The organism is Kitasatospora sp. NPDC002227 (genome assembly GCF_040296285.1).
Taxonomy (GTDB): domain Bacteria; phylum Actinomycetota; class Actinomycetes; order Streptomycetales; family Streptomycetaceae; genus Kitasatospora.
In genome coordinates this window covers 71,203-98,013 of the sequence record NZ_JBEOWY010000030.1, presented here as the reverse complement: position 1 = coordinate 98,013, position 26,811 = coordinate 71,203, and the positions used below count along the sequence as shown (strand labels likewise).

The following is a 26,811-nucleotide window of genomic DNA, read 5'->3' as shown; positions in this document are numbered from 1 at the left end:
CTCACCGTCGTCGACGGCTACGGCCCGACCGAGACCACCACCTTCGCCACCCGCCACCGGATGAACGCCCCCGACGCCGTCCCGCCCGTCGTCCCCATCGGCAGCCCGCTGCCCAACAGCAGGACCTACGTGCTCGACGCCGCGCTGCAGCCCGTCCCGGTCGGCGTCGCAGGCGAGCTCTACCTGGCGGGCAACGGCCTCGCCCGCGGCTACATCGGCCGGCCGGGTCTGACCGCCGAGCGCTTCCTGGCCTGCCCGTTCGACGCCCCCGGCTCCCGCATGTACCGCACCGGCGACCTGGTCCGCCGGACCACCACCGGCGAACTGGAGTTCCTCGGCCGAGCAGACGACCAGATCAAGCTCCGCGGCTTCCGGATCGAACTCGGCGAGATCGAGAACGCATTGGCCGCCCACGAGCAGGTGGGCCACGCCCTGGCCCTGGTCCGCGAGGACCAGCCCGGCGACCAGCGGCTGACCGCCTACGTCACCGGCGAGGTCGACCCCACCGAACTGCGCGCCCTCGCCGTCGACCGGCTGCCCGCCTACATGATCCCGGCCGCGATCATCGTCCTCCCCACCTTCCCGGTCACCCCGAACGGCAAGGTCGACCGCCGCGCCCTGCCCGCCCCCGACTACACCAGCACCGGCCGCGCCCCCCGGACATCCTCCGAGCAGCAGCTCTGCGAGCTCTTCGCCGAGACGCTCGCCCTGCCCGCCGTCACCATCGACGACAACTTCTTCGACCTCGGCGGCCACTCCCTGCTCGCCACCAAGCTGATCAGCCGCATCCGCGGCACGCTCGGCATCGAACTCCCCATCCGGGCCCTCTTCGACGCCCCGACCGTCGCCGCCCTCGCACCCGCCCTGCCCGCCACCACCCAGACCCGCCCCGCCCTGCTCCCCCAGCCCCGCCCCGAGCGCGTCCCGCTCTCCCCCGCGCAGCAACGCCTCTGGTTCATCGACCAGTTCGAGGGCCCCAGCGCCCTCTACAACACCCCGTACGTGGCCCAGCTGACCGGCCAGGTCGACCCCGCTGCGCTGGGCCTCGCCCTGCGCGACCTCATCACCCGCCACCAGGCGCTGCGCACCACCTTCCCGGTCACCGACGGGCGGCCCCACCAGCTGGTGGGCACCCCTGAGCAGCTCACCCTGCACACCGTCCAGGTGGCCGACGAGCAGGAGCTTCATACGGCCGTGGACGGCGCCGCCGGTACGGTCTTCGACCTCGCGGCCGAACTGCCGATCCGGGTCACGCTGTTCTCCCTCGGCGCCGAGCGGCACGCCCTGCTCGTCCTGCTGCACCACATCGCCGGCGACGGCTGGTCCGTCGCCCCGCTGCTGCGCGACCTCGGCCAGGCCTACGCGGCCCGACTCGCCGACCACACGCCCGACTGGGCCGAACTGCCCGTCCAGTACGCCGACTACACCCTCTGGCAGCACCAACTCCTCGGCACCGAGGACGACCCCGAGAGTCTCACCAGCACCCAACTCGCGCACTGGCAACAGGCCCTGGCCGACGCCCCCGAGGAGCTCGCCCTCCCCTACGACCGCCCGCGCCCCGCCACCCCGACCCACCGCGGGGACACCGTCGAGTACCGGATCGATCCCGAGCTGCACCAGGAGCTCGCCGAGCTGGCCGCCGCCAACCGGGGCAGCCTGTTCATGGTCCTGCAGGCCGCCGTCGCCACCCTCTACACCCGCCTCGGCGCCGGCACCGACCTCCCCCTCGGCACCCCCGTCGCCGGACGCACCGACGAAGCACTCACCGACCTCATCGGCTTCTTCGTCAACACCCTCGTCCTACGCACCGACACCACCGGCAACCCCAGCTTCCGCCAACTCCTCGACCGCGTCCGCCAACTCGACCTCGACGCCTACGAGCACCAGGACCTCCCCTTCGAGCGCCTGGTCGAACACCTCAACCCCACCCGCACCCCCGCCCGGCACCCCCTCTTCCAGACCGTCCTGACCCTCAACAGCGGCCCGGCCCCGGTCCTCACGCTCGGGGCGGCGCAAGGGGTGCTGACCGGCGCGGGCGAGGCCCAGGCGCACTTCGACCTGAACTTCAACTTCACCGAACTGGACGGCACCGGCGGCCTCGCCGCCGCGATCGAGTACGCGGCCGACCTGTTCGACCACGCGACCGTCGCGGGTTTCGCCGACCGTCTGCTGCTGATCCTGCGCGCCGTCGCCGTCGACCCCGACGTACCGCTCGGCAGCATCGAGATCCTCACCCCGGCCGAGCGCGAACAGCTCCTCACCACCTGGAACGACACCACCACCCCGATCCCCGACACCACCCTGCCCGCCCTCTTCGAGGCCCAGGCCGCCGCAACTCCGGACGCCACCGCCGTGGTCTCCGACTCCGAGCGGCTGAGCTATGCCGAACTCGACGCCCGGGCCGGGCGGTTGGCCGCCGCGCTGCTGGCCCGGGGGCTGGCGGTGGAAGAGCCGGTCGCGATCCTGATGGACCGCTCGGTGGACCTGGTGGCGGCCGTGCTGGCGGTCACCAAGGCGGGCGGCGTCTACGTCCCGCTGGACGACCGCTACCCGTTGGACCGGCTGCAGCACATCCTGGCCGACACCCGGGCCACGCTCGTGCTGACCGACGCGGCCCACCACGGCCACCCCGTCCTGGCCGAGACCCGGCTCACCGCGCTCGACGTCGCCGAGACCTGCGCCACCGAGACCTGCACCGCCGAGACCTGCACCGCCGAGGGTGGCGAGCCCGTGACCCGGCCCACCCACCCCGGCCAACTCGCCTACGTGATGTACACCTCGGGCTCGACCGGCGTGCCCAAGGGCGTCGCGGTGACCCACCGCAACGTGGTCGACCTGCTGGCCAACCGGCACTTCCACGAAGGCCACCACGAGAGCGTGCTGCTCCACTCGCCGACCGCCTTCGACGCCTCCACCACCGAGGTGTGGGCGCCGCTGGTGACGGGCGGGCGGATCGTGCTGGCCGCGCCCGGGCAGCTCGACCTGCGCGGCCTCGCCGCCACCGTCACCCGCCACGCGGTCACGCTCGTCCAGGCCCCCTCGGGTCTGCTGCGACTGCTGGCCGAGGAGATGCCGGCCGCGTTCCGCGGCGTCCGCCAGGTGTGGACCGGCGGCGACGTGGTGCCGCCGGAGGCCGTGCGGCAGCTGTTCCGGGCCTGCCCGGACACCGAGGTGGTGGCGGTCTACGCACCCACCGAGACGACCGCCATCAAGACCACCTTCACCATGACGCCCGGCGGCGAGGTGCCCGCCGTGGTGCCGATCGGCCGCCCGCTGGCCAACACCCGGGTGTACGTGCTCGACCAGGCACTGCAGCCCGTCCCGGTCGGCGTCACGGGCGAGCTCTACATCGCCGGGAACGGCGTGGCCCGTGGCTACGTCGGCCGCCCGGCGCTGACCGCCGAGCGCTTCGTCGCCTGCCCGTTCGACGGCAAGGGGGACCGGATGTACCGCACCGGCGACCTGGTCCGCTGGACGGCCGCCGGGGAGTTGGAGTTCCAGGGCCGGGTGGACGACCAGGTGAAGATCCGGGGCTTCAGGATCGAACTCGGCGAGGTCGAGGCCGCGTTGGCCGCCCACGAGCAGGTGGGCCACGCCCTGGCCCTGGTCCGCGAGGACCAGCCGGGCGACAAGCGGGTGGTGGCCTACGTGACCGGCACGGCCACCCCCGGCGAGCTGCGCGCCTTCGCCGCCGAGCGGCTGCCCGCCTACATGGTGCCGGCGGCGGTCGTGCTGCTCGAGGCCCTCCCCGTCACCGCCAACGGCAAGGTCGACCGGCGCGCGCTGCCCGCGCCCGACTACTCCGCCGCCGGCACCGGCCGCGCCCCGCGCAGTGCCACCGAGCGGGCCCTGTGCGAGCTGTTCGCCGACACCCTCGGCCTGGCCGCCGTCAGCATCGACGACAGCTTCTTCGAGCTCGGCGGCCACTCCCTGCTCGCCACCAAGCTGATCGGCCGCATCCGCACCGCGCTGGGCGCCGAACTGCCGATCCGGGCCCTGTTCGACCACCCGACCGTGGCCGCCCTGGCCCCGGCGCTATCCGCCACCGCCCAGGCGCGCCCGGCCCTGCTGCCGCAGCCCCGGCCCGAGCGCGTCCCGCTCTCCCCGGCGCAGCAACGCCTCTGGTTCATCGAGCAGTTGGAGGGCCCGAGCGCGCTCTACAACACCCCGCTCGCCCTCCGGCTCACCGGCCGGGTCGACACCCGTGCGCTCGAGTCCGCGCTGCGTGACCTGACCGCCCGGCACGAGGTGCTCCGCACCACCTACCCCACCGTCGAGGGCCGGCCCCACCAGCTGGTCGGCGAGCCGGCCGGGCCCGCCCTGACCACTGTCCCGGTGGCCGGGGAGGCGCAGCTGCGGGCCGAGCTCGCCGCGGCGAGCCGGCAGGTCTTCGACCTCGCCACCGAACTGCCGCTGCGGGCCTGGCTGTTCTCCCTCGCACAGGGCGAGCACGTGCTGCTGGTGCTGCTGCACCACATCGCCAGCGACGGCTGGTCGGTCGCGCCGCTGCTGCGCGACCTCGCCGAGGCCTACACCGCCCGGCTGGCGGGCACCGAGCCCGACTGGGCCGAACTGCCGGTCCAGTACGCCGACTACACCCTCTGGCAGCACGAACTCCTCGGCGCCGAGGACGACCCCGCCAGCACCCAGCACGCCCAACTCGCCCACTGGCGCCAAGCCCTGGCCGGTGCGCCGGAGGAGCTGAGCCTGCCCTACGACCGGCCCCGCCCGCTCGACCCCACCCACCGGGGCGACACCGTCGAGCTGCGGATCTCCCCCGAACTGCACGCGGAGATAGCCGAGTTGGCGCGCGCCGACCGGTCCAGCGTGTTCATGGTGGTGCAGGCCGCGCTGGCCGCCACGCTGAGCCGCCTCGGCGCGGGCACCGACCTCCCGCTCGGCACCGCGGTGGCGGGGCGCACCGAGGAGGCGCTGGACGACCTGATCGGCTTCTTCGTCAACACCCTGGTGCTGCGGGCCGACACCTCGGGCGACCCGAGCTTCCACGAGCTGCTCGACCGGGTGCGGCGGGCCAACCTCGACGCCTTCGAGCACCAGGACCTGCCCTTCGAGCGCCTGGTGGAGCACCTCAACCCGGCCCGCTCGGCCGCCCGGCACCCGCTGTTCCAGGTGATGCTGACCTTCGCGGCCACGCCCGCCGCCTCGGCGGAGCTCTCCTTCGCGGGCCTGCCGGCCCGGATGGAGCCGCTGGAGAGCACGCTGGCCAAGTTCGACCTGGCCTTCGGGTTCACCGAGCAGTCGGACGCGGACGGCGCACCGGCCGGGATCGGCGTGGTGGTCGAGTACGCGGCGGACCTGTTCGACCCGGCCACGGTGACGGCGATCGGGCAGCGCTTCGAGCGGCTGCTGAGCGCCGTGGTGGCCGCCCCGGACCAGCCGGTCGGCGCGGCGGAGATCCTGACCGCCGCCGAGCGGAGCCTCATCCTGGACGACTGGAGCGTGGACCGCCGGGGCCCGGACCTCTGCGCCCCCGAGCCGCTCCCCGCCGAGGCGGGACTCCGCACGCTGCCCGAGCTGTTCGCCGCCCAGGCGGCCCGTACGCCGCAGGCCGTCGCGGTGGTCCACGCCGACGAGCGGCTGAGCTACGCCGAGCTCGACGCCCGCGCCAACCGGCTGGCCCGGCTGCTGGCCGGGCACGGCGTGGGCCCGGAGAAGCTGGTGGCGCTGGCGCTGCCGCGCTCGGCCGAGCTGGTGGTCGCCGTGCTCGCGGTGCTCAAGGCCGGCGGCGCGTACGTCCCGATCGACCCGGACTACCCGGCCGACCGGATCGCGTACACGCTGGCCGACTCGGCGCCCGAGCTGCTGCTCACCACACTGGCGACGGCCGGCCGAGTCCCCTCCGCCGAGCTGCCGTTGCTGCTCCTCGACGCGCCGGAGCTCGTGGCGGAGCTGGCCCGCCAGGAGTCGACCGCCCCGGCCCCCGCACTGCGGCCCGAGCACCCCGCGTACGTCATCTACACCTCCGGCTCGACCGGCCGCCCCAAGGGTGTGGTGATCCCGCACGGCAATGTCACCAGGCTGTTCGCGGCCACCGAGCACTGGTTCGAGCCGGGCCCGGCGGACGTCTGGACACTGTTCCACTCCTACGCCTTCGACTTCTCGGTCTGGGAGCTGTGGGGCGCGCTGCTGCACGGCGGCCGCCTGGTGGTGGTGCCGTTCGAGGTCAGCCGCTCGCCCCGGGACTTCCTGGAGCTGCTGGTCCGCGAGCAGGTCACCTTCCTCAACCAGACCCCGTCGGCCTTCTACCAGTTGATGCAGGCCGACCAGGAGGAGCCGGAGCTCGGGCGCGGCCTCGCGCTGCGCCGGGTGGTCTTCGGCGGCGAGGCGCTCGACCTGGCCCGGCTGGCGCCCTGGTACGAGCGGCACGCCGAGGACGCGCCGGTGCTGGTCAACATGTACGGCATCACCGAGACCACGGTGCACGTCTCCTACCGCCCGCTGGACGCCGCCACGGCGGCCGGGCAGTCCCGCTCGCTGATCGGCGCGGGCATCCCGGACCTGCGGCTCTACCTGCTGGACTCCCGGCTGCGGCCGGTGCCGGCCGGGGTGCCCGGCGAACTGTTCGTCGCGGGCGCCGGCCTGGCCCGGGGCTACCTGGGCCGCCCGGGGCTCAGCGCCGAGCGCTTCGTCGCCTGCCCGTTCGGAGCGGTGGGCGAACGAATGTACCGGACGGGCGACTTGGCGCGCTGGACGGCCGACGGGGAGCTGGACTACCTGGGCCGGATCGACGCCCAGGTGAAGCTGCGCGGCTTCCGGATCGAGCTGGGCGAGATCGGCTCGGTGCTCAGCCGCCGGCCCGAACTCGCCTCCGCCGCCGTGGTGGTGCGCGAGGACGCGCCGGGCGAGAAGCGGCTGGTCGGGTACGTGGTGCCGGCCGCCGGGCACAGCGGGCTGGACCTGGACGCGCTGCGGGCCGGGCTGGCCGCCGAGCTGCCGGACTACATGCTCCCGGCCGCGCTGGTGCCGCTGGAGCGGCTGCCGCTGACGCCCAACGGCAAGCTGGACGAGCGCGCCCTGCCCGCTCCCGAGCCCGGCCGGGCGAGCGGGGGCCGGCAACCGCGCACTCCGCTGGAGGAGGTGCTCTGCGGGCTGTTCGCCGACACCCTCGGCCGGGCCGCCGTCGGCGTCGACGACAACTTCTTCGAGCTGGGCGGCCATTCGCTGCTGGCCGGGCGGCTGATCGCCGGGGTCCGCGAGCTGACCGGCGCGGCCGGGCTGGGCGTCCGCGCGCTCTTCCAGGCGCCGACCGTCGCCGGGCTGGCCGCCCTGCTGGCCGGTGGCGCGGCTGCCGAGGCCTTCCCGGTGCTGCTGCCGATCCGCACCCGCGGCTCCCGCCCGCCGCTGTTCTGCGTGCACCCGGCAGCCGGCATCAGCTGGGTCTACACCGGCCTCCTCCACCACCTGGACGCCGAACAGCCCATCTACGGCCTGCAGTCCCCCGGCCTCGCCGATCTCACCCGCCACCCCGCCACCCTGGCCGAGATGGCCCACACCTACCTGGCCGAGCTCCGCGCCGTCCGCCCCGAGGGCCCCTACGCCCTGCTCGGCTGGTCCTTCGGCGGCGCCGTCGCCCACGCCATGGCCGCACTGCTGCGCCAACAGGGCGAACAGGTCGACCTGCTGGCCATCCTGGACGGCTACCCCGAACTCACCGAGCACCCCGAGTACACGGGCTACGGCCGGGCCGCACACCTGGGCGCGCCCACGGCGGAACTGCCGAAGCTGCCCGGTCTCCCGCCGCTGCCGGAGCTGCCGCCGCTGCCGCAGTTGCCGCAGTTGCCGCAGTTGCCAGAACTGCCCAGGCTTCCTGACCTCCCGCCGCTGCCGGAGACGGCCAGGCGGGCGGGCGCAGCCGGGCAGACCGGCCGGACGGCCGCCGAGCGCGACCCCGAGCTCCTCGCCGCGATCCTCGCCTCGCTCGGGCACCGGGCCGAGGGCGTCACCGCCTGGCCGGCCGACGAAGCCGGCTACGCCGAGCTGGTGCGCGACGACGGGCCGTTGGCGGGGCTGAGCGGGGCCGGGGTGGCGCGCGTGGTGGAGGTGTTCCTGGCGAACCTCGCGCTGGCCGCGGACGCCCCGCCGGCAGGCTACGACGGCGACGCGCTGATGTTCGTCGCCGCCCAGGACCGGCCCGCCGACGCCCCCGACCCCGAAGCCTGGCGGCCCCATGTGGGCGGCCGGCTGGAGATCCACGAAGTGCCGAGCACCCACGGCGAGATGACCGGCGCCAAGGCGCTCTCGGCCATCGGCCCGCTGCTCGCCGAGCGCCTGCGCCACCCGGCGCGGCACCCCTGACCGCACCTGTCACCGCACACCACTGACCGCACATCCCGTCACCGCACCCCGAGCGACACCCCGCACCACACCACCCGGGCCGTGATCCGGCCCACCGATCGAACCGAGGAACGGACACCACCATGCAGACTGCCCTCGTCCCGGACACCTGGCGCGGCATCACCCCCGCCCCGATCGCTCCGACCGACGCCTACAACGGCTTCATCGCCGCCAACGTGATCTTCGCGCTGGACCGGATGGGCGTCCTGGAGCGGATCGGCCGCGGCGAGCGCCTCTCCGCCGTCGAGGTCACCGCCGCGGCCGGCGACACCCTCCGCGCCGAGGCAGTGCTCCGGGCCGCCGCCTCCTGCGGCTACCTCAAGGCGGACGGCGCCACCTACCTGCCGACCGAGGCCGGCCACGAAGTCGCCGCCGCACGCGGCTACTTCACCTGGGCCGTCGGCGGCTACCACGACGTGTTCGGCCGCGCCGGGCACCTGGCCACGGGCAGCCACCGCTACACCGAGAACGTCTTCCGCGACGAGGCGATGGTCGCGCTCGGCTCGGCCCAGTGCGACCAGTCGCTGTTCGCCGCCCAGCTGACCGAGGTGCTCTCCGGCATCGACTTCCGCACCATCGCCGACCTCGGCAGCGGCACCTCCGCCCGGGTGCGCCGGGTGGTCTCGCAGCGCGAGGGCACCCGGGGCCTGGGCATCGACATCTCCCGCCCCGCCACCGACATCGCCCGCCGGGACATCGCCGAGGCCGGGATGGCCGACCGCGTCACCGCGGTGCGCGCCGACGTGCTCGGCCTGCTCGGCACCCAGATCGACAACGACGCCGAGGCCGCCGAGGTGGCCGAGGTCGACACCGTGATGAGCTTCTTCCTGCTGCACGACCTGCTGGCCGATCCGGACACCCGCTCCTCGATCTTCACCCGGATGCGCGAGGCATTCCCCAAGGCCCGCACCTTCGTGCTCGGCGACACCATGCTGCGCGGCCCGGGCGAGTCCGAGAGCACCCTGCCGGTCTTCTCGGTCGGCTTCGAGCTGGCCCACGCGATGATGGGCGTGCCGCTGCACACCAAGGAGACCTACGAGGAGCTGTTCACCGACGCCGGTCTGCGGATCGACCGGGTCGAGGCGCTGGCCACCCCGCACTCCTGGCTCTACGTCCTGCAGGCCGACTGATGACCGCCGTACGGTACCTGCTCGCCCAGAACGAGCACCCGTACCCGCCGCTGCCGTCGGTGCGGGCCGCCATCGCCGAGGCCACCGGCGACCTGCACCGCTACCCGGACTTCCGGCCGGTTCGGTTCGCCGGGATCATCGCCGACTGGCAGGGCGTCCCGGCCGAGCAGGTCGTGGTCGGCCACGGTTCGGCCGGCGTCGCGCTCGACCTGTTCCACACCGTGGTCGGGCCGGGCGACAACGTGGTGCACTCGGCGCCCTGCTTCGACGCGTACCCGCTGTTCTGCGAGATCGCCGGGGCCGAGTCGCGGGCCGTGCCGCTGGGCCCCGACGCCCGGCACGATCTGGCCGCGATGGCCGGGCAGTTGGACGAGCGGACCAGGATCGTCGTGCTGTGCAACCCGCACAACCCGACCGGCACGGTGTACTCCTGGGCCGAACTGACCGCGTTCTTCCGGCAGGTGCCCGCCACCGCGGTGATCCTCCTCGACGAGGCGTACATCGACTTCGCCCAGGGCTGGGCGGCGCCGAGCGTGCCGGAGCGGATCGCCGAGCGGCCCAACCTGGTGGTGCTGCGCACCCTCTCCAAGTCGCACGGCGTCGCCGCCCTGCGGATCGGCTACGCGCTGGCCGACCCGGCGCTGGCCCAGCGGGTCCGTGACCACCAGGTGCCGTACGCGGTGAACCGCCTCCAGGAGGCCGGCCTGCGGGCCGTCGTCTCGGCCGAGGCCGCCGCCGAGCTGGAGACCCGGATCGCCACCATCGCCGGCGAGCGCGACCGGCTGCGGGCCGAACTGCTCGGCCTCGGCTGGCCGGTGGCGCCGAGCCTGACCAACTTCCTCTGGGTGACGGCGCCCGGGGAGCACGGCCCGCTCCGCGCGGAGCTCGAGCGGCTCGGCGTGGCCGTGCGCTACTACCCCGGCCAGGGCATCCGGATCGCCGTCGGCGAGAAGGACGCGAACGACGCCGTGCTCGAGGGCTTCACCCAGGCGGGCCCGCCCGCCCCCGCCTCCCGTTAGACCCCTGCAGCAGCGAAGGACAGAACAGACATGCACCCACTTCTGGCGCGGCCGGAGTTCCGGCTCTACATCGCAGGGCAGACGCTGTCCGTCCTCGGGGACACCGCGCTCTTCATCGCCCTGGGCATCTGGGCCAAGGTGCTGACGGGCAGCAGCTCGGCGGCCGGTCTGGTGATGTTCTGCTACGCCGTCCCGATGCTGCTGCTCCCGCTCGGCGGCCTGCTCGCCGACCGGGTCCGCCGTAGACCGCTCCTGGTCACGGTCAACCTGCTGCTCGCCGTGGCGGTCACCCCGCTGCTGCTGGTCCAGGGCCGCGACCGGCTGTGGATCGTCTACGGCGTGGCGGTGCTCTACGGTCTGGCCGGGGCGGTGCTCACCCCGGCGCAGAGCGCGATGCTGCGCACCATCCTGACCGACCGTCAGGACTTCGGCGCGGCCGTCGGGTTCACCCAGAGCATGCGGGCCGGCACCACCCTGGTCGCCCCGCTGATCGGCTCCGGCCTGTACGGGTGGCTCGGCGGCCACGCCGTCGCCCTGGTCGATCTCGGCATCCTGCTGCTGGCCTCGCTCAGCTGGCTGGCCCTGCGGGTCACCGAGACCGAGCCGGAGCCCTCGGGCCGCCGTTGGCGCAGCGAGGTGCTGGCGGGCTTCCAGCACCTGCGCACCACCACCTCGCTGCGCCCGCTGCTGATCGCCACCACCCTGACCGGCTTCGTGCTCAGCTTCCTGCAGCCGGTGCTGTTCGCGCTGATCCAGCACGGCCTGCACCGCTCGCCGCAGTTCCTGGGCGTACTCGAGACGGTCGAGGCGGTCGGCGCGCTGGGCGGCGCCGTCCTCGGCGGTCTGCTGATCGGCAGGCTCGGCCCGCGCCGTACGGTGATGGCCGGTTCGGCGGCCTTCGGGCTCGGCGCCCTGCTGCTGCTGACGCCCTCGGTCTGGGTGGTCTCGGCCGGTCTGCTGGTCACCGGCGCGGGTATCCCGGCGGCCGTGGTCGGCCTCGCCACCGCCGCCCAGGCGCTCACCCCGCCCCAGCTGATGGGCCGCGCCCAGGCGGCCGTGAACCTCTCGCTCACCGCCCCGCAGGCCGTGGCCATCGGGGTCGGCGCCGGGCTGGTGGCGGCGGTGGACTTCCGGGTGGTGCTGGCCGCGATGGTGGTCGGCGCCGTCCTCGCGGCCGCCTACCTGATCGGCAAGCCGGAGGCCCCCTCCGAGCCGGAGGACACCGAGGACGCTGCCGACGAGGAGGAGGCGGCCGAGACCCTCGCCGAGCCCGCCGAGGCGCCGGAGGCCGGCTCGGACACCCCGCCCCTTCGCCTGCAGTCGACCTGACGCCCTGCCACCTCCCCGGCGGCGCAGTGCCCGCAGCGCCGCCGGCCCACCCCTCCCTGCCCTCCGCCCGCCGCACGAGAGAGCCTCTCCGATGAGCGACCTACCCTCCCGACTCCCCTTCTCCCTCGAGCTCGACCACGTCGAGTTCTACGTCGCCGACCTCGCCGCCGAGACCGAGCGGCTGACCGCCGAGTACGGCTTCGAGCTGCTCGTCCCGCCCACCGAGCACGGCCCGGCCACCGAGCGCGGCCGCTCGGCGCTGGTCGGCCAGGGCACGGTCCGCCTGCTGCTCACCCAGCCGCTCGACCGGGGCCACCTGGCCACCGACTACCTCGCCCGGCACGGCGACGGCGTGGCCTCCCTCGCCCTGCGCGTCCCGGACGCGGCGCAGGCGTACGGCGCGCTGACCAGGCGCGGGGCGCTCGGGCTGCTCCCGCCGCGCACGGAGGCCGGCTGCGTCACGGCCGTGGTCGGCGGCTTCGGCGACGTGGTGCACACGCTGGTCGAGCGCCGCCCCGGCACCCCGGCCGGCCGCATCCCGGGCCTGCCGGACCCGGCTCCGGTGACCGGCGCGGGCTCGGTGGGCCTGCTCTCGGTGGACCACTTCGCGGTCTGCGTGCCCTCCGGGCAGCTGCGCGAGAGCGTGCGCAGCTACTGCGAGGTCTTCGGCTTCTCGATGATCTTCGAGGAGCGGATCGAGGTCGGCGCACTCGGCATGGACTCGGCGGTGGTGCAGAGCCCCGACCACAGCGTGACCCTCACCCTGATCGAACCGCTCACCCCGGACGCGGGCGGCCAGATCGCCTCCTTCCTGGCCGACCACGGCGGCGCCGGGGTCCAGCACGTGGCCTTCGCCTCGGCCGACGCCGTCGAGTCCGTCTCCGCGATGGCCGCCCGCGGCGTGCCGTTCCTGCGCACCCCGGGCACCTACTTCGACGCGCTGCCCACCCGGCTCACCCCGCTCAAGCACTCGGTCGACCAACTGCGCGACCTGCACCTGCTGGTGGACCAGGACCACGACGGCCAGCTGTTCCAGATCTTCACCCGCTCCCAGCACCCGCGCGGCACCCTCTTCTTCGAAGTGATCGAGCGCATCCGGGCCCGTACCTTCGGCAGCAACAACGTCCGCGCGCTGTACGAAGCGGTCGAACTCCAGCGCAGCGCCAGCGAAGTGGCCGGATGAGCACGCCCCCGCTGTCCGTCGGCGAGTACGCCCGGGCCGCCCAGGCCGTACTCGCCCCCGAGGTCTGGGACTGGCTCGCCGGCGGCGCCGAGCGCGAACGCACCCTGGCCGCCAACCGGGCCGCCTTCGACCGGCTCGCCCTGGTGCCCCGGGTGCTGGCCGACGTCTCCGGCTGCGACACCACCGCCACCCTGGTCCGCAGCCGCGCCGCCCTGCCGGTGGCGGTGGCCCCGGTCGCCTACCACCGGCTGTTCCACCCCGAGGGCGAGCTGGCCTCGGCCCGGGCCGCCGCCACGGCCGGGGTGCCGTTCACCGTCGGCACCCTCAGCAGCGTCGGCTTCGAGGAGCTGGCCAAGACCGGCGCCACCCTCTGGTTCCAGCTGTACTGGCTGCGCGACCGGGCGCGGCTGCTCGACCTGGTGGCCGCCGCCGAGGCCGCGGGCAGCGAGTGCCTGCTGGTGACGGCCGACGTCCCGTACATGGGCCGCCGGCTGCGCGACGCCCGCAACGCCTTCGCGCTGCCCGCCGGCGTCCGCGCCGCACTGCTCGAGGACGGCGCCACCGGGCGGGCCCACCGGGCGGCCACCGCCTCCTCCGCGGTGGCGGCCCACACCGCCGAACTGCTCTCCCCCGCCGTGACCTGGGCCGATCTGGCCTGGCTGCGCGAACGCACCGCCCTGCCGCTGGTGGTCAAGGGCCTGCTCGACCCCGCCGACGCCCTGCGCGCCGCCGAGCTCGGCGCCGCCGCCGTGGTGGTCTCCAACCACGGCGGCCGCCAGCTCGACCAGGCCGTGCCCTCGCTCACCGCACTGCCCGCCGTCGCCGAGGCGCTGGCCGGCCGCGACTGCCAGGTGCTGCTCGACAGCGGGGTGCGCAGCGGCACGGACGTGCTGGCCGCGCTCGCGCTCGGCGCCGCCGGGGTGCTGCTCGGCCGCCCGGTGATCTGGGGCCTGGCGGCCGACGGCGAAGCCGGCTGCGCCCACCTGCTCGGCCTGCTGGCCGCCGAACTCCGGCACGCCCTGGGCCTGGCGGGCTGCCCCGACCTGCGCGCCGCCGCCACGCTGCGCACCACCCACCTGCCGTGCCCGAACGGGAGTACACCTTGACCATGCTGCACCGCTCCCAGTTGCACGGCTCGCTCGCCGACCCGGCCATGACCTCGATGAACCTGCTGAACGAGATCTCCATCCGCTACCCGGAGGCGGTCTCCTTCGCGGCGGGCCGCCCGGCCGAGCAGTTCTTCGACCTGGACGCCGTCCACGCCTACCTCGACCGCTACCTCGACCACCTGCAGAAGGAGCGCGGCCTCCCGCCGGAGGCGGCCCGGCGGCAGGTGCTCCAGTACGGGCGCACCAAGGGCATCATCCACGAGCTGATCGCCACCCACCTCGCGGTGGACGAAGGCATCGAGGTGCCCGCCGAGTCGATCGTGGTCACGGTCGGCTGCCAGGAGGCGATGTTCCTGGTGCTGCGCGCGCTGCGCGGCGGGCCCGAGGACGTGGTCCTGGCCGTCTCCCCCACCTACGTCGGCCTGACCGGCGCCGCCCTCCTCGCCGACCTGCCGGTCCGCCCGGTCGCCGACGGACCGGACGGGGTGGACCTCGCGGACCTGCGCCGGGTGCTGGCTGCCACCCGCGCCGAGGGGCTGCGCCCCCGCGCGCTCTACCTGGTGCCGGACGTGGCCAACCCCAGCGGGGCCAGCCTGCCGCTCGCCCTGCGGCACGAGCTGCTCGCGCTGGCCGGTGCCGAGGACTTCCTGCTCCTGGAGGACAACCCCTACTGCGTCTTCGGCGGCGCCGAACGCCTGCCCTCCCTCAAGGCCCTGGACACCGAACGGCGGGTGATCCACCTCGGCTCCTTCGCCAAGACGGCGATCCCCGGAGCCCGGGTCGGCTACGTGGTGGCGGACCAGCCCGTCTCGGACGGCGCGGGCTCCACCGACCTCCTGGCCGACCTGCTCGGCATGATCAAGAGCATGACCACGGTGAACACCTCACCCATCGCCCAGGCCGTGATCGGTGGCGCGCTGCTCACCCACGACCACAGCCTGCGCGCCGCCAACACCGAGGTCGCCGCCCTCTACCGCCGCAACCTGGCCCTCGTCCTCGACGGCCTGGCCCGGCGCTTCCCGCCCGGCAACGGCGTCACCTGGAACGAGCCGCGCGGCGGCTTCTTCCTGGTCCTGACCGTGCCCCGGGTGGTGGACGACGCCCTGCTCGAGCTCTCCGCCTCGCAGTACGGCGTGATCTGGACCCCGATGTGCCACTTCTACCCGGGCGCCGGCGGCGAGCACCAACTCCGGCTCTCCGTCAGCCAGGTCGACCCGGACACCGTCGATCTCGGCCTGGACCGGCTGGCCGCCCTGCTCGCCTCCTGACCACGGAGCAGGGGAGCCCTCGGGCGCCCCTGCTCCTGCTCCTGCCTCAGGCCGTCGGCGTCACGACCAACTGCCCGTCCTTGACCGCCACCGCGTACGCGGGCAGCGGCTCGGGCGCCGGCCCGTCCTGTACCGCCCCGTCGGCAGCCCCGAACCGGCTCCCGTGGCACGGGCACTGGATCTGGCCGTCCTTCACCTGGTCCACGATGCAACCGGCGTGCGTGCAGCGCGCACTGAACGCCTTGTACTGCCCGGCGGTCGGCTGCGTCACCACGATGTGCTGCTCGCGGAACACCTTGCCCCCGCCCACCGGCACGTCCGCCGCCGCCCCCACCTGCACCGGCGCCTTGGGCGCCGCCGACTTCGACTGCGTCGCCCCGGCCGGCTTCCCGGCCGTGGCCCCACCGGACGAAGCGCACCCGGCCACCGCCCCACCGGCCACCACCGCGGCGGCCGCCCCGCACAGCACCGTCCGCCGACTGGCCATCCCGGTGTCCTCGCTCATCCCTGCCACTCCCTCGACGCCCTCTCCGACACACAGACCGCCGCAGTCTACGCACCGACCGTGAGGGCCCGGCCCACTCCGGTGAACGAGGCGCCGGACGCCCGGCCCCCGGCTACTTCCATTTCGCCGGGCGCTCGTACACCGTTCCGGTGGCCTGGTCCACCACTGCGTCCGGCAGCTGCGATGCCCGCAGTGCCGTCTCGTTGATGTGGAAGTACCCGACGCCGTCGAAGCTGCGGCTGGGCGACGTGTTACCGGGCGGGAGAGCGAGATAGAAGGAGCGCTGCGGGCTCACGCGACGCGCCGACTCCACCGCCGGCACGAGATCGGTGTCGGCGGAGATGATCAAGGCGACCTCGGAGGCGCCGAGCGCGCTGTCCTCGACGAGGCGGGCGCCGATCGCCACGTCCGTGGCCTTCTCCTCGAACGTCCGGTAGGAGCGAGGGGGAACGCACCCGCACTGCCAAGACGATCGACACGTACGGCAGCGCGGCTTCTTCTCGGTGAAGCGTCCCAGGCTGATCTCCAGACCGCGGGGGTGGTGTGCCTCCAGGGCGCGCAGGTAGGTCCGCTGGTTCACGGCGGCGGCGGGCTCGGCCCGGACCACGGTGGTGAAGTAGCGGACCGCCACCAGCTGGTCCGCCGGGCGGAGGTTGCGGACGAGCTCCGGGAGGTCGAGCCAGTAGTAGCGGCGACCGTACTTCGCGCGCATGCCGTAGTACAGATTGAAGCCGTCGACATAGGCGATGACGGTGGACACTGGTTCTCCCGGGGTGGCTCTCGGCCTGCTACGGTGGCGGTATACGAAGTCGGCGACGCCGACAGGAACGGCCCCGGCAACGGGGCCGTTTTTTTGGTCCGGGTGTCCCTGCGGGGCCGGCCGGCTCAGCCGGCGGTGGCCTCTGCCCGCCGGCGGATGCCCTGGTAGGCGGCGTTGCCCGGCTCGCAGAGGGCGGAGTAGACGGCGTAGGCGGACTGCTTCGGGCCATTGGTCGTGTAGGTGCCCTTGGGGGTCTTGCTGAGGACCGTGCCGATCCAGTGGTCACCCTTGCGCCAGTCGACCTGCCGCAGGCTGACCAGGAGGCCCTCGAGCAGTTCGTCGCGCGTGTCCGCGGCGGCATCCAGAATCGGGTGCGCCATGGCACCCACCGCTGCCAGGACGCTGCCGACGCCGGCCACGAACTCGTCCCGCTCACTGAACTCGCGCTCGAAGGCGTCGGTGTACGCGACGAGCCATCTCGTCGCCACCGCCTCCAGAGCCTGGAGGTCGACATTCGTCATCGGAGCGGGCCGCGCCCCGTACTGCACGCCCGACATGCCATGGGCGATGTTGATCACGCACTGGCGCAGCGCCTGCAGGGTGACCACCTTGGGCGTGTTGCGCTTCAGCTGCCTGGACAGCTGCTCGACCCGCCCACGGAAGAACGGGATCTCCTGCGAGAGCTTCGTCACGACCTGCATGAGCGGATCCGCCGTGTCCATGGACAGTCCGATGCTGGTGTTGGGACGGACGGCGAGAACGTTCAGGTCGTGGAAGAACTGGCGGGCCTGAGCTGCGGTCCGGTTGTCGTGCACCACTGCGGTGAGCAGGAGCTTCTCGTGCCTGGCCTTGACCTCGTCCGGGACGTTCGGACTCTTCTGCAGGTAGTAGTGGCTTGCCAGTTGGGTCTCGCCGTCAATGGCGATCAGGCGCTCCCCGTAGGGGACGCAGAGGAAGGTCTCGCCATTGTCCTGATGGGCCGCCAACGACTGCTCCGTCCACAGGTGGATCGGCGGCAGCACTCCGGCGATCTCGCCCATGACATGGCGCTCGATGTAGCGCGCGTAGGAGGTGACGTTCGCCTTCTTGCTGCCCTCCAGGGCTCGCTGCACCAGCGCGTGCAGTTCGACATCCCGGTCGGTGACATCCACCGGACGGTTCCGGCTGGTCGACTGCAGCACCACCGGATCATGCGTGATCACCCTCAGGAGGCGGAAGTCGGCCTTGATATGAGTGGTGAAGTCATCGACCAGCATGCACCGCATGCCGCAGCCGACAGACGGGTCCAGCCTGTCCTGGCTCAGGATAGCCATGTGCCCCTCCCCGGAGTCATCTCGAGATGCCATCCTGCGCAGGCAATTGACTTGCTGTCAGGATTTGCGTCCGGCACGAGAGTACGCGACCGTGGATCGTGCCCGCAGTCTTTCTCGAGAAAACACATCCGCATCTCGAGGGCGCCGTCGGGCTCGCGCTTGCGCTCAGGACGAGGGCCGGGAAGGAATTGGTGCTCGGCTCGCAATGCCTCGGCGTCAGTGCGCGGGGTGGCCGGAGCGCTCGTTGTCCTCGGTGGCGCGGAAGGCGGCACGCCAGGCCGCCGCGAGGCCCTCGCGGGCGGCGGCGAGCCCGGCCGCGGTGTTGCCGCCGGGGACGGCGACGCGGTCGATCACGTCCGGGAGGGAGGCACCGGCCGCGACCAGGCGGCCGGCTGCTTCCAGGCTGCAGGTGGCCAGCTGCTCCGCCAGCTCCGGCGGCAGCGGGGCGTTCCGCCGCCGCTGGGCCTGGGCCATAGCCGCTGCGGCCGCGGCCAGCAGGGCCGGGCCGCAGGAGGCGAGGTCGGTCGCGGCGCGGCCCTGGTCCTCGGTGATGACGAACGGGGTCGAGAAGGTCCGCAGCAGCTCCAGGTGGTGCTCCACCGCGAGCGGGGTCATACCGGGCCCGGGAACCAGGAGTGTCGCGCCGGCACCGATCTCGTTGCCCGCACTGGGGATCAGCTTGGCCACCGGGCCCGGCACCGCCTCGGCCAGCACCGACAGCGGCTGCCGGTTGCTGATGGTGACCACCAGGTGGTCGGCGGTCAGCCGCGGCCGCAGCTCGTCGAGGACGGCGGGCAGGGCCGACTGCGGCGCGCAGAGAACGATCAGCTCCGCCAGGCCGGGCAGTTCCCGCGCCGACGCCGTCCGCGCACCAGGGGCGGCCTGCTCGAACCGCGCGACGCTCGCAGCGGAGCGCCCGCTGCCGAAGAGGCGATCCGGCCCGACCGCCCGGCCGAAAGCCGCCGCCAGCGTCAGGCCCATCCGGCCCAGGCCGACGATTCCCACCGTTCGGAGCTCGTTCATGGCCGCAAGGATCTCAGATCCGGACCAACCGCACGGCGGTCGGCCCACCCAGTACGATCGGGCCCGAAAATCGATCGCACGGCGGAGCGTCAGCCCAGGGGGAAGTCATGACGGCCGATCAGAACGCGTCGGAAGCAGTGGAGATACCGCCGCTGCGGCCGGAGGATCCGCGCGAAGTGGCGGGGTACCAGCTGCTGCGCCGGATCGGCGAAGGCGGGATGGGGTCGGTCTACCTCTCGTGCAGCCGGGGCGGGCAGCCGGTCGCGCTCAAGGTGATCCGCGCGGAGTTCGCGCAGGACGCGGAGTTCCGGCGCCGCTTCCAGCAGGAGGTGCAGGCGGCCCGGCTGGTGCAGGGCTACCACGTGGTGCCGGTGGTCGACCACGACACCACCGGGACGATGCCCTGGCTCGCCTGCCGGTACGTGCCCGGTCTGGCGCTGAACCAGGCCCTCGACCGGTTCGGCCCGCTGCCCCTGACATCGGTGCTGCAGTTGGTCGGCTGCGTCGCCGAGGCGCTGCGGGCCGTGCACGCGGCCGGGGTGATCCACCGCGACCTGAAGCCGAGCAACGTCCTGCTCGGAGCGGACGGCCCGTGGGTGATCGATTTCGGTATCGCCCGCGCCACCGAGGCCACCCAGCTGACCATGAGCGGCGGGCTGATCGGGACCCCGCAGTACATGTCCCCCGAGCACGCCCTGGGCGAGAGCCTCACCCCGGCCACCGACCTCTTCGCGCTCGGCCTGATCGCCGCCGTGGCGGCCACCGGGCGCCACCCGTACGGCGACGCCGGAGCGCTCACCGTCGCCACCCGGATCGCCAACACCGAGCTGCGGCCGCCGGACCTGACCGGCTACCCGGCCGAGCTCCGGCCGGTGCTCGAGCGCTGCCTGGCCGCCGACCCCGCCGCCAGGGCCACCCCCGCCGAGCTGGCCGAGCTGTGCGAGCGCGCGGCGGGCCGGCCGCTGCGCGACTTCACCGGGTGGCTTCCGGCCGCGCCCACGGCGGAGATCGACCGGCGCGAGGCCGCCGTCGGACGCGCCCTGGCAGCCGGGCCCACCCCGCCCCCGGGCTACACCCCCACCGTGCACGCCGCGCCACAGCCGTCGACGCCGCCCGCGGCAACGCCGACGCCGCCGCCGACGATGAGCGCCGCACACCCCAGCTACGCGCCGACCGTCACCTCCACGCCGCCGCCGAGGCCGCCGGCCCCCAGCGCCCGGCCCGCGACCTCCCGCCGACGGCTGACGCTGCTCATCGGCGCGGCCGTCGCCCTGGCCGTGCTCGGCGGCGTGGTGTACGCCACGACCAACACCGACCACGGCAGGGGCCCGGACACCGCCGAGGGCCGGCAGCCGAGCAGCAGCGCTCCGGCGACCGGCACCAGCAGCCACCCCGCGCAGGCCAGCACGCCGCCGTCCGCCGCCGTCGCGAAGGTCAGATCCGGCCCCGCCGAACTCGTCGTCCAGACCAACGGCTTCATGGACCTCGACGTGAACCCCCCGGTGGCCACCGCGACGCAGCGGGGCGACCTGATGGTGGAGGGCACCACCGCCGCACCGGCCCTGCTGGTCAACAGCTCGCGTCCGGCCCTGGCGAAGCTCCCCGCCTCCGGCCCGGCGCCGACCCCCGCCGCCTGCGCCACCCTGATCGCCGGTGACGGCGGCTACTCCGCCGACCCGGTGGTCGCCGGGGACCGCTTCTGCTACCGGACCCGCCAAGGCCGGATGGCCTACCTGGTCGCCACGTCCGTCCCGCACGGCCTCGGCCCGCTCAGGCTCACCGTCACGGTCTGGGAGCTGACGGACTGACGAACTGGCGGACCGGCGGACCGACCCACTGCCTGCCCCCGAAATCCGCTTGATCCGAGCTCCGTGCGTGCCAATGATCAGCACATGGAACACGTGATACGAGCTGTGACCGCCGAGGACTGGCAACGCGTCAAGGAGCTGCGTCTGGCTGCCCTGCAGGATCCGGTCGCGGACATCGCGTTCCTGGAAACGTACGACAACGCCGCCGCCCGACCGGACTCGTTCTGGCAGGAGCGGGCGGCCGGCTCCCGCGGCGCCCTGATCGCGCAGCAGTTCATCGCCGAGCGGCCGGACGGCGGCTGGGACGGGGCGGTGACGGTGCTGATCGAGCGGGCCGGCCGCCCGGACATCCTAGGCCTGCCGAACGAGGTCGACCAGGCCCACCTGGCCGGGGTGTTCGTCCGCCCCGAGCAGCGCGGCACCGGTCTGGTCGGGGCCCTGGTGGACGCGGCGGTCGCGTTCTCCCGCGAGCTGGACGACCCCGAGGTCTTCCGCGTGCGCCTCTTCGTGCACCAGGACAACCCGCGTGCCGAGGCCTCCTACCGGAAGCTAGGCTTCGCCCGCAGCGGCCACACCGTCCCCGTCCCGGGTGACGACTCCCGGGTCGAGCACGAGCTCGTCCTCGGGTAGCACCACGAGCGCGCGACAGGCCCGCCGGCAGAGGATGCCGACGGGCCTGTGGCCTGAGGCGCTACGAACGCCGCTTGCGGGTGGCCTTGGCCGGGGCGGCGTCGAAGGAACGGCCGGCCAGGATGTCGCGGAGGAACTTGCCGGTGTGGCTGGCAGGCTCGGCCGCGATCTGCTCGGGCGTCCCCTCGGCGACGACCATGCCGCCGCCGGAGCCGCCCTCGGGGCCCATGTCCACGATCCAGTCGGCGGTCTTGATCACGTCGAGGTTGTGCTCGATGACGATGACGGTGTTGCCCTTCTCCACCAGGCCGTCGAGCACCTTGATCAGCTTGCTGATGTCCTCGAAGTGGAGGCCGGTGGTGGGCTCGTCCAGCACGTAGACCGTGCGGCCGGTGGAGCGCTTCTGCAGCTCGGAGGCGAGCTTGACGCGCTGCGCCTCACCGCCGGAGAGCGTCGGCGCCGACTGCCCGAGCCGGACGTAGCCGAGGCCGACGTCGTTGAGCGTGCGCAGGTGCCTGGCGATGGCCGGGACGGCCTCGAAGAAGTGCAGGGCCTCCTCGATCGGCATGTCCAGCACCTCGGAGATGGACTTGCCCTTGTAGTGGACCTCCAGCGTCTCCCGGTTGTACCGGGCGCCGTGGCAGACCTCGCACGGGACGTAGACGTCCGGCAGGAAGTTCATCTCGATCTTGATGGTGCCGTCACCCGAGCAGTTCTCACAGCGGCCGCCCTTGACGTTGAAGGAGAACCGGCCCGGCAGGTAGCCCCGGACCTTCGCCTCCTGGGTCTCGGCGAAGAGCTTGCGGACGTTGTCGAAGACGCCGGTGTAGGTGGCCGGGTTGGAGCGCGGGGTACGGCCGATCGGCGACTGGTCGACGTGGACCACCTTGTCGACCAGGTCGGTGCCGGTGATCCGGGTGTGCCGGCCGGGCACGCTGCGCGCGCCGTTCAGCTCCCGGGCCAGGTGGGTGTAGAGGATGTCGTTGACCAGTGTCGACTTGCCGGAGCCGGAGACGCCGGTGATCGCGGTGAAGGTGCCGAGCGGGAAGCCGACGGTGACGTCCCGCAGGTTGTGCTCGCGCGCGCCGTGCACGGTGATCTGGCGCTTCTTGTCGCGCGGGCGGCGCACCTCGGGGGTGGGGATCGAGCGCTTGCCGGAGAGGTACTGCCCGGTCATCGACTCGTCGTTGGCCAGCAGCTCCTTGAGCGAGCCGGAGTGCACCACCTTGCCACCGTGCTCACCGGCGCCGGGGCCGATGTCGACCACCCAGTCGGCGGTCTTGATGGTGTCCTCGTCGTGCTCGACCACGATCAGGGTGTTACCGATGTCGCGCAGGCGGACCAGCGTCTCGATCAGGCGGTGGTTGTCGCGCTGGTGCAGGCCGATCGAGGGCTCGTCCAGCACGTAGAGCACACCGACCAGGCCCGAGCCGATCTGGGTGGCGAGCCGGATGCGCTGGGCCTCGCCGCCGGAGAGGGTGCCGGCCGCGCGGTTGAGCGAGAGGTAGTCCAGGCCGACGTCGACCAGGAAGCGCAGCCGCTCGTTGACCTCCTTGAGCACCCGCTCGGCGATCTGCTTGTCCCGCGCCGTGAGCTTCATGGCGCCCAGGAACTCGGCGCAGTCGCTGATCGACATCGCGGAGACGTCGGCGATCGACCTGCCCTGGACGGTGACGGCCAGGATGACGGGCTTGAGGCGGGTGCCCCGGCAGCTCGGGCAGGGCACCTCCCGCATGTACCCCTCGAAGCGCTCGCGGCTGCTGTCGCTCTCCGCCTCGGAGTGCCGGCGCGTCACGAACGGGATCGCGCCCTCGAAGGCCGTGGTGTACGAGCGCTCGCGCCCGTAGCGGTTGTTGTACCGCACCTCGACCTGGGTCTTGTGCCCGTGCAGCAGGGCCTTGCGGGCCCGCGCGGGCAGCCCGGCCCAGGGGATGTCGGTACGGAAGCCCAGCTCGCCGGCCAGCGCGTCGACCAGGCGGCTGAAGTACTCCTTGGTGTGGCCCTGGGACCACGGGTGGATGGCGCCCTCGTCGAGCGACTTCTCCTCGTCGGGCACGACCAGCTCGGGGTCGACCTCCATCCGGTTGCCCAGGCCCGAGCACTCGGGGCAGGCGCCGAACGGCGAGTTGAAGGAGAAGGAGCGCGGCTCCAGCTCCTCGAAGGAGACGTCGTCGTACGGGCAGTAGAGGTGCTCGGAGTACATCCGCTCACGCTCGGGGTCGTCGGCCGGGAGGTCGACGAAGTCGAGCACGACCATGCCGCCGGCCAGCTTGAGGGCGGTCTCCACCGAGTCGGTCAGACGGCGCTTGGCGCTGCTCTTGACGGTGAGGCGGTCGATCACCACCTCGATGGTGTGCTTCTCCTGCTTCTTGAGCGTCGGCGGCTCGGTGAGCTGCACCGTCTGCCCGTCGACCCGGGCGCGGGCGTAGCCCTTGGACTGCAGGTCGGCGAAGAGGTCGACGAACTCGCCCTTGCGCTCGCGCACCACCGGGCTGAGCACCTGGAAGCGGGTGCCCTCCTCCAGCTTCAGCACCCGGTCCACGATCGCCTGCGGCGACTGCTTGGCGATCGGGCGGGCGCAGTGCGGGCAGTGCGGCTTGCCGATCCGCGCGAAGAGCAGACGCAGGTAGTCGTAGACCTCGGTGATGGTGCCGACGGTCGAGCGCGGGTTCCGGTTGGTGGACTTCTGGTCGATCGAGACGGCCGGGGAGAGGCCCTCGATGAAGTCCACGTCCGGCTTGTCCATCTGGCCGAGGAACTGGCGGGCGTAGGAGGAGAGCGACTCGACGTAGCGGCGCTGGCCCTCGGCGAAGATCGTGTCGAAGGCGAGCGAGGACTTGCCCGAGCCGGAGAGCCCGGTGAAGACGATCAGGGAGTCACGCGGCAGGTCGAGCGAGACGTTCTTGAGGTTGTGCTCGCGAGCACCGCGGACGATGAGGCGGTCTGCCACGGCTTCTGGCGCCTTTCTCCGGGAGGGGGCACCCCCGGCCGAAAGCTGGGGGCGAATTCTTCCAGTGTGCGCCCGCCAGCCTACTAGCTCACGCGTTCGAATATCGACCATGTCCAGCCGAAGCCACCCGAACGAGTGAAGCGCTCCGCGGGCCACCTCCCGACCCTCCGGAGAATCCGCAGGTCAGCACCGTGGAACCGTTCCACCCACTGGAATAACGACGGAACCCCCGCCAAGGCATCCCGGCCGCGCATGCTGTTCTTGATCCGCCCGTGCCGACCCACACCGGAGTACCACTGCCATGACCCACAAGGTCGATGTCGACACCGCCCTGAACCAGCTCTCCGACTCACTCGCCGGCCTGCTGCGCACCGTCGCCGAACTGCCGCCGGAGGCCGTCACCGGGCCGTCGGCCCTGCCGGGCTGGAGCCGCGGCCACGTCCTCACCCACATCTCCCGCAACGCCGACTCGCTGATCAACCTGCTCGAGAGCGCCCGCACCGGCGAGGACATCCCGCAGTACCCGAGCCCGGAGGCCCGCAACCGGGACATCGAGGACGGCGCGCCCCGCCCGCTCGCCGAGCAGCTGGCCGACCTGGAGGCCAGCGACGCCAGGTTCGTCGCCGCCGCCGCAGCCCTGCCCGCCGAGGCCTGGACGGCCCCGGTGCGCCACCGCAGCGGCGCCGTGTTCCCCGCGTACGAGCTGCTGGCCAAGCGCCTGGGCGAGCTCGAGTACCACCACGTCGACCTCGACGCCGGGTACACCCCCGCGCACTGGCCCGAGGGCTTCGCCGCCGCCCAGTTCACCCACCTGGCCGAGCAGTTCGCCGGGGCGGACGGGCTCCCCGCGCTGCTGCTGGCCGTGGACGACGAGCCCGAGCCGACCGCCCGGCTCGGCAGCCCCGAGGGCGAGCCCGAGCTGCGGGTCGAGGGCCCGGTGCGGGCGCTGGTGGCCTGGCTCTCCGGCCGCTCGGACGGCGACGGCCTCCAGGTGCACCGGGGCGCCGAACAGTTGACGGACCCTCGGGCCGCGCTGCCGAAGCTTCCCCCGATGGGCTGAGCCGGGTGATGATGCTCTCCGTGCAGACCATGACGACCCACGAGCGGCGAGGAGCGGCCCGATGACGTACCACGGAGCGGTGAAGGTCGGCGGCCCGCCGGACGTCCGCGAGCTCGCGCACCTGATCATCACCAAGGTCGCGCTCGGCCCGTTCGACAACAACTGCTACCTGCTGCGCTGCCGGGCCACCGACGAGCAGCTGCTGATCGACGCGGCGGCCGACGCACCGGCGCTCTTGGAGACCGTCGGCGGGCAGCTCGCCACCGTGGTCACCACCCACCAGCACGGCGACCACTGGCAGGCCCTGTCCAAGGTGGTCGCCGCCACCGGCGCCCGCACCGCCGCCGGCCGGATCGACGCCCCCGGCATCCCCGTCCCGACCGACCGGCTGCTCGACGACGGCGACGTCCTGCGGGTCGGCCAGGTAGAGCTGACCGTCCGGCACCTGGTGGGCCACACCCCCGGCGCGATCGTGCTGGTCTACGACGACCCGCAGGGCCACCCGCACGTCTTCACCGGCGACTGCCTCTTCCCCGGCGGCGTCGGCAACACCGAGCAGGACCCGGCCCGCTTCGCCTCCCTGCTCGGCGACGTCAAGACCAAGATCTTCGACGCCCTCCCCGACGAGACCTGGGTCTACCCCGGCCACGGCGGCGACACCACCCTCGGCGCCGAGCGCCCGCACCTGGCCGAGTGGGAGTCCCGCGGCTGGTAGCAACACTGCAGGGGCCGCCTGAGTCAGGCGGCCCCTGCTTGCTGCCGTGACCGGCCGGGGGTCAGAGGAGCTTGATGATCGCCGTGGCGGCCGCCTTTCCGGCCTCGGCCACGATCACCTTCACGAGGTCGGCAAGGGCGCCGGTGACACCGGCTGCGAGGGTGTCCGTCCCCTTGATGTCGGCCTCGAAGGTGCCGTTGAGGATGCCGTCCCACTTCTCGGTGATCTTCGGGTTGTTGCCGACGAACGTGAAGTCGTCGTTGCGGTCCGGAGTGCCGAAGGGCAGCCCGGCGCTGGCCCCTTCGGTGTGGCCGGAGCGCTGGAAGGTGAACACCGTCCCGTCCGGCGTGATCACGGCGGCGGAGATCGTGTAGTCGATGTTGTCGAGGCCGCTGTCGTGTGCGTGCGTGCTGAACGAGTAGAAGCCGTCCTGCCGCATCACGACGTGCGCCGAGCCGCCGACGGCGATGTCGGTGGTGACGTTCTTGTCGAAGTTCTTGCTCGCCGTGTCGTACCAGAAGTGGTCCTGGACGGACGCGTCACCGCCGACGAACCAGACCTCCATGCTGCCGGGGATGCGCGAGAGGGCGGCGACGCCACTGGTGACGGAGGCGCTGCCGGCGGGAGCGAGTTCGAAACTCTGCCAGGTGCTGC

General features: G+C 73.2%; 16 protein-coding genes and 1 pseudogene. 11 read left to right on the top strand and 6 right to left on the bottom strand.

Translation table 11 applies throughout. The features are described 5' to 3' along the window. The 7 genes from ABT095_RS24790 to ABT095_RS24760 form a co-directional block, all read left to right on the top strand. A partial coding sequence (locus tag ABT095_RS24790) for a non-ribosomal peptide synthetase (protein ID WP_350531674.1) occupies positions 1-8,316 on the top strand: 8,316 nt, incomplete at its 5' end. Between the two features lie 122 nt (positions 8,317-8,438). Continuing rightward, on the top strand, positions 8,439-9,485 hold the full coding sequence (locus tag ABT095_RS24785) for a class I SAM-dependent methyltransferase (RefSeq protein WP_350531673.1): 1,047 nt from the start codon (positions 8,439-8,441) through the stop codon (positions 9,483-9,485). Next, the gene (locus tag ABT095_RS24780) at positions 9,485-10,504 is read left to right on the top strand and encodes a pyridoxal phosphate-dependent aminotransferase (protein WP_350531672.1); all 1,020 of its coding nucleotides are present in this window, start codon (positions 9,485-9,487) and stop codon (positions 10,502-10,504) included. The genes ABT095_RS24785 and ABT095_RS24780 overlap by 1 nt, the downstream gene beginning before the upstream one ends. Positions 10,505-10,534: 30 nt before the next feature. After that, on the top strand, positions 10,535-11,833 hold the full coding sequence (locus ABT095_RS24775) for an MFS transporter (RefSeq protein ID WP_350531671.1): 1,299 nt from the start codon (positions 10,535-10,537) through the stop codon (positions 11,831-11,833). A 91-nt stretch (positions 11,834-11,924) separates the two neighbouring features. Then, positions 11,925-13,016 carry a 4-hydroxyphenylpyruvate dioxygenase gene (gene hppD / locus ABT095_RS24770; RefSeq protein WP_350531670.1) on the top strand — a complete coding sequence of 364 codons (1,092 nt, stop codon included), beginning with the start codon at positions 11,925-11,927 and terminating at the stop codon, positions 13,014-13,016. Then, positions 13,013-14,122 (top strand): alpha-hydroxy acid oxidase, encoded by a 1,110-nt coding sequence (locus ABT095_RS24765; RefSeq protein WP_350531669.1) that lies wholly within the window; start codon positions 13,013-13,015, stop codon positions 14,120-14,122. The genes hppD and ABT095_RS24765 overlap by 4 nt, the downstream gene beginning before the upstream one ends. A 2-nt stretch (positions 14,123-14,124) precedes the next feature. Then, the gene (locus ABT095_RS24760; protein WP_350531681.1) at positions 14,125-15,393 is read left to right on the top strand and encodes an aminotransferase-like domain-containing protein; all 1,269 of its coding nucleotides are present in this window, start codon (positions 14,125-14,127) and stop codon (positions 15,391-15,393) included. Between the two features lie 46 nt (positions 15,394-15,439). Here ABT095_RS24760 and ABT095_RS24755 read toward each other — a convergent pair whose 3' ends face one another. From ABT095_RS24755 to ABT095_RS24740, 4 genes are all read right to left on the bottom strand, one after another. Continuing rightward, positions 15,440-15,898: a Rieske (2Fe-2S) protein gene (locus ABT095_RS24755; RefSeq protein WP_350531668.1), complete on the bottom strand. Its 459-nt coding sequence runs from the start codon at positions 15,896-15,898 to the stop codon at positions 15,440-15,442. 112 nt (positions 15,899-16,010) lie between these two features. Continuing rightward, complete coding sequence (locus ABT095_RS24750; RefSeq protein ID WP_350531667.1) at positions 16,011-16,658, bottom strand: NYN domain-containing protein; 648 nt, start codon at positions 16,656-16,658, stop codon at positions 16,011-16,013. A gap of 125 nt (positions 16,659-16,783) precedes the next feature. After that, positions 16,784-17,971, bottom strand: a complete 1,188-nt coding sequence (locus tag ABT095_RS24745; RefSeq protein ID WP_350531666.1) for a DNA sulfur modification protein DndB — start codon at positions 17,969-17,971, stop codon at positions 16,784-16,786. Positions 17,972-18,187: 216 nt separating this feature from the next. Continuing rightward, positions 18,188-18,994, bottom strand: a complete 807-nt coding sequence (locus ABT095_RS24740; protein ID WP_350531665.1) for a pyrroline-5-carboxylate reductase dimerization domain-containing protein — start codon at positions 18,992-18,994, stop codon at positions 18,188-18,190. A 107-nt stretch (positions 18,995-19,101) separates the two neighbouring features. Between ABT095_RS24740 and ABT095_RS24735 the strand changes: the two genes are divergently transcribed. Together ABT095_RS24735 and ABT095_RS24730 are read left to right on the top strand one after the other, a co-directional pair. Then, the gene (locus ABT095_RS24735; RefSeq protein ID WP_350531664.1) at positions 19,102-20,802 is read left to right on the top strand and encodes a serine/threonine-protein kinase; all 1,701 of its coding nucleotides are present in this window, start codon (positions 19,102-19,104) and stop codon (positions 20,800-20,802) included. Positions 20,803-20,886: 84 nt separating this feature from the next. Beyond that, positions 20,887-21,432, top strand: coding sequence for a GNAT family N-acetyltransferase (locus tag ABT095_RS24730; protein ID WP_350531663.1), 546 nt, complete (start codon positions 20,887-20,889; stop codon positions 21,430-21,432). Between the two features lie 61 nt (positions 21,433-21,493). On the opposite strand, the gene uvrA is transcribed toward ABT095_RS24730, so the two are convergent. Beyond that, positions 21,494-24,382, bottom strand: coding sequence for an excinuclease ABC subunit UvrA (uvrA, locus tag ABT095_RS24725; RefSeq protein WP_350531662.1), 2,889 nt, complete (start codon positions 24,380-24,382; stop codon positions 21,494-21,496). 301 nt (positions 24,383-24,683) lie between these two features. On the opposite strand from uvrA, the gene ABT095_RS24720 reads away from it, so the two are divergent. Together ABT095_RS24720 and ABT095_RS24715 are read left to right on the top strand one after the other, a co-directional pair. After that, positions 24,684-25,442, top strand: coding sequence for a maleylpyruvate isomerase family mycothiol-dependent enzyme (locus tag ABT095_RS24720; protein ID WP_350531661.1), 759 nt, complete (start codon positions 24,684-24,686; stop codon positions 25,440-25,442). Positions 25,443-25,503: 61 nt separating this feature from the next. After that, on the top strand, positions 25,504-26,157 hold the full coding sequence (locus ABT095_RS24715) for an MBL fold metallo-hydrolase (protein WP_350531660.1): 654 nt from the start codon (positions 25,504-25,506) through the stop codon (positions 26,155-26,157). A 61-nt stretch (positions 26,158-26,218) separates the two neighbouring features. Here the strand turns inward: ABT095_RS24715 and ABT095_RS24710 are convergent. Then, positions 26,219-26,811, bottom strand: a pseudogene (locus ABT095_RS24710) (hypothetical protein); the annotation flags it as partial.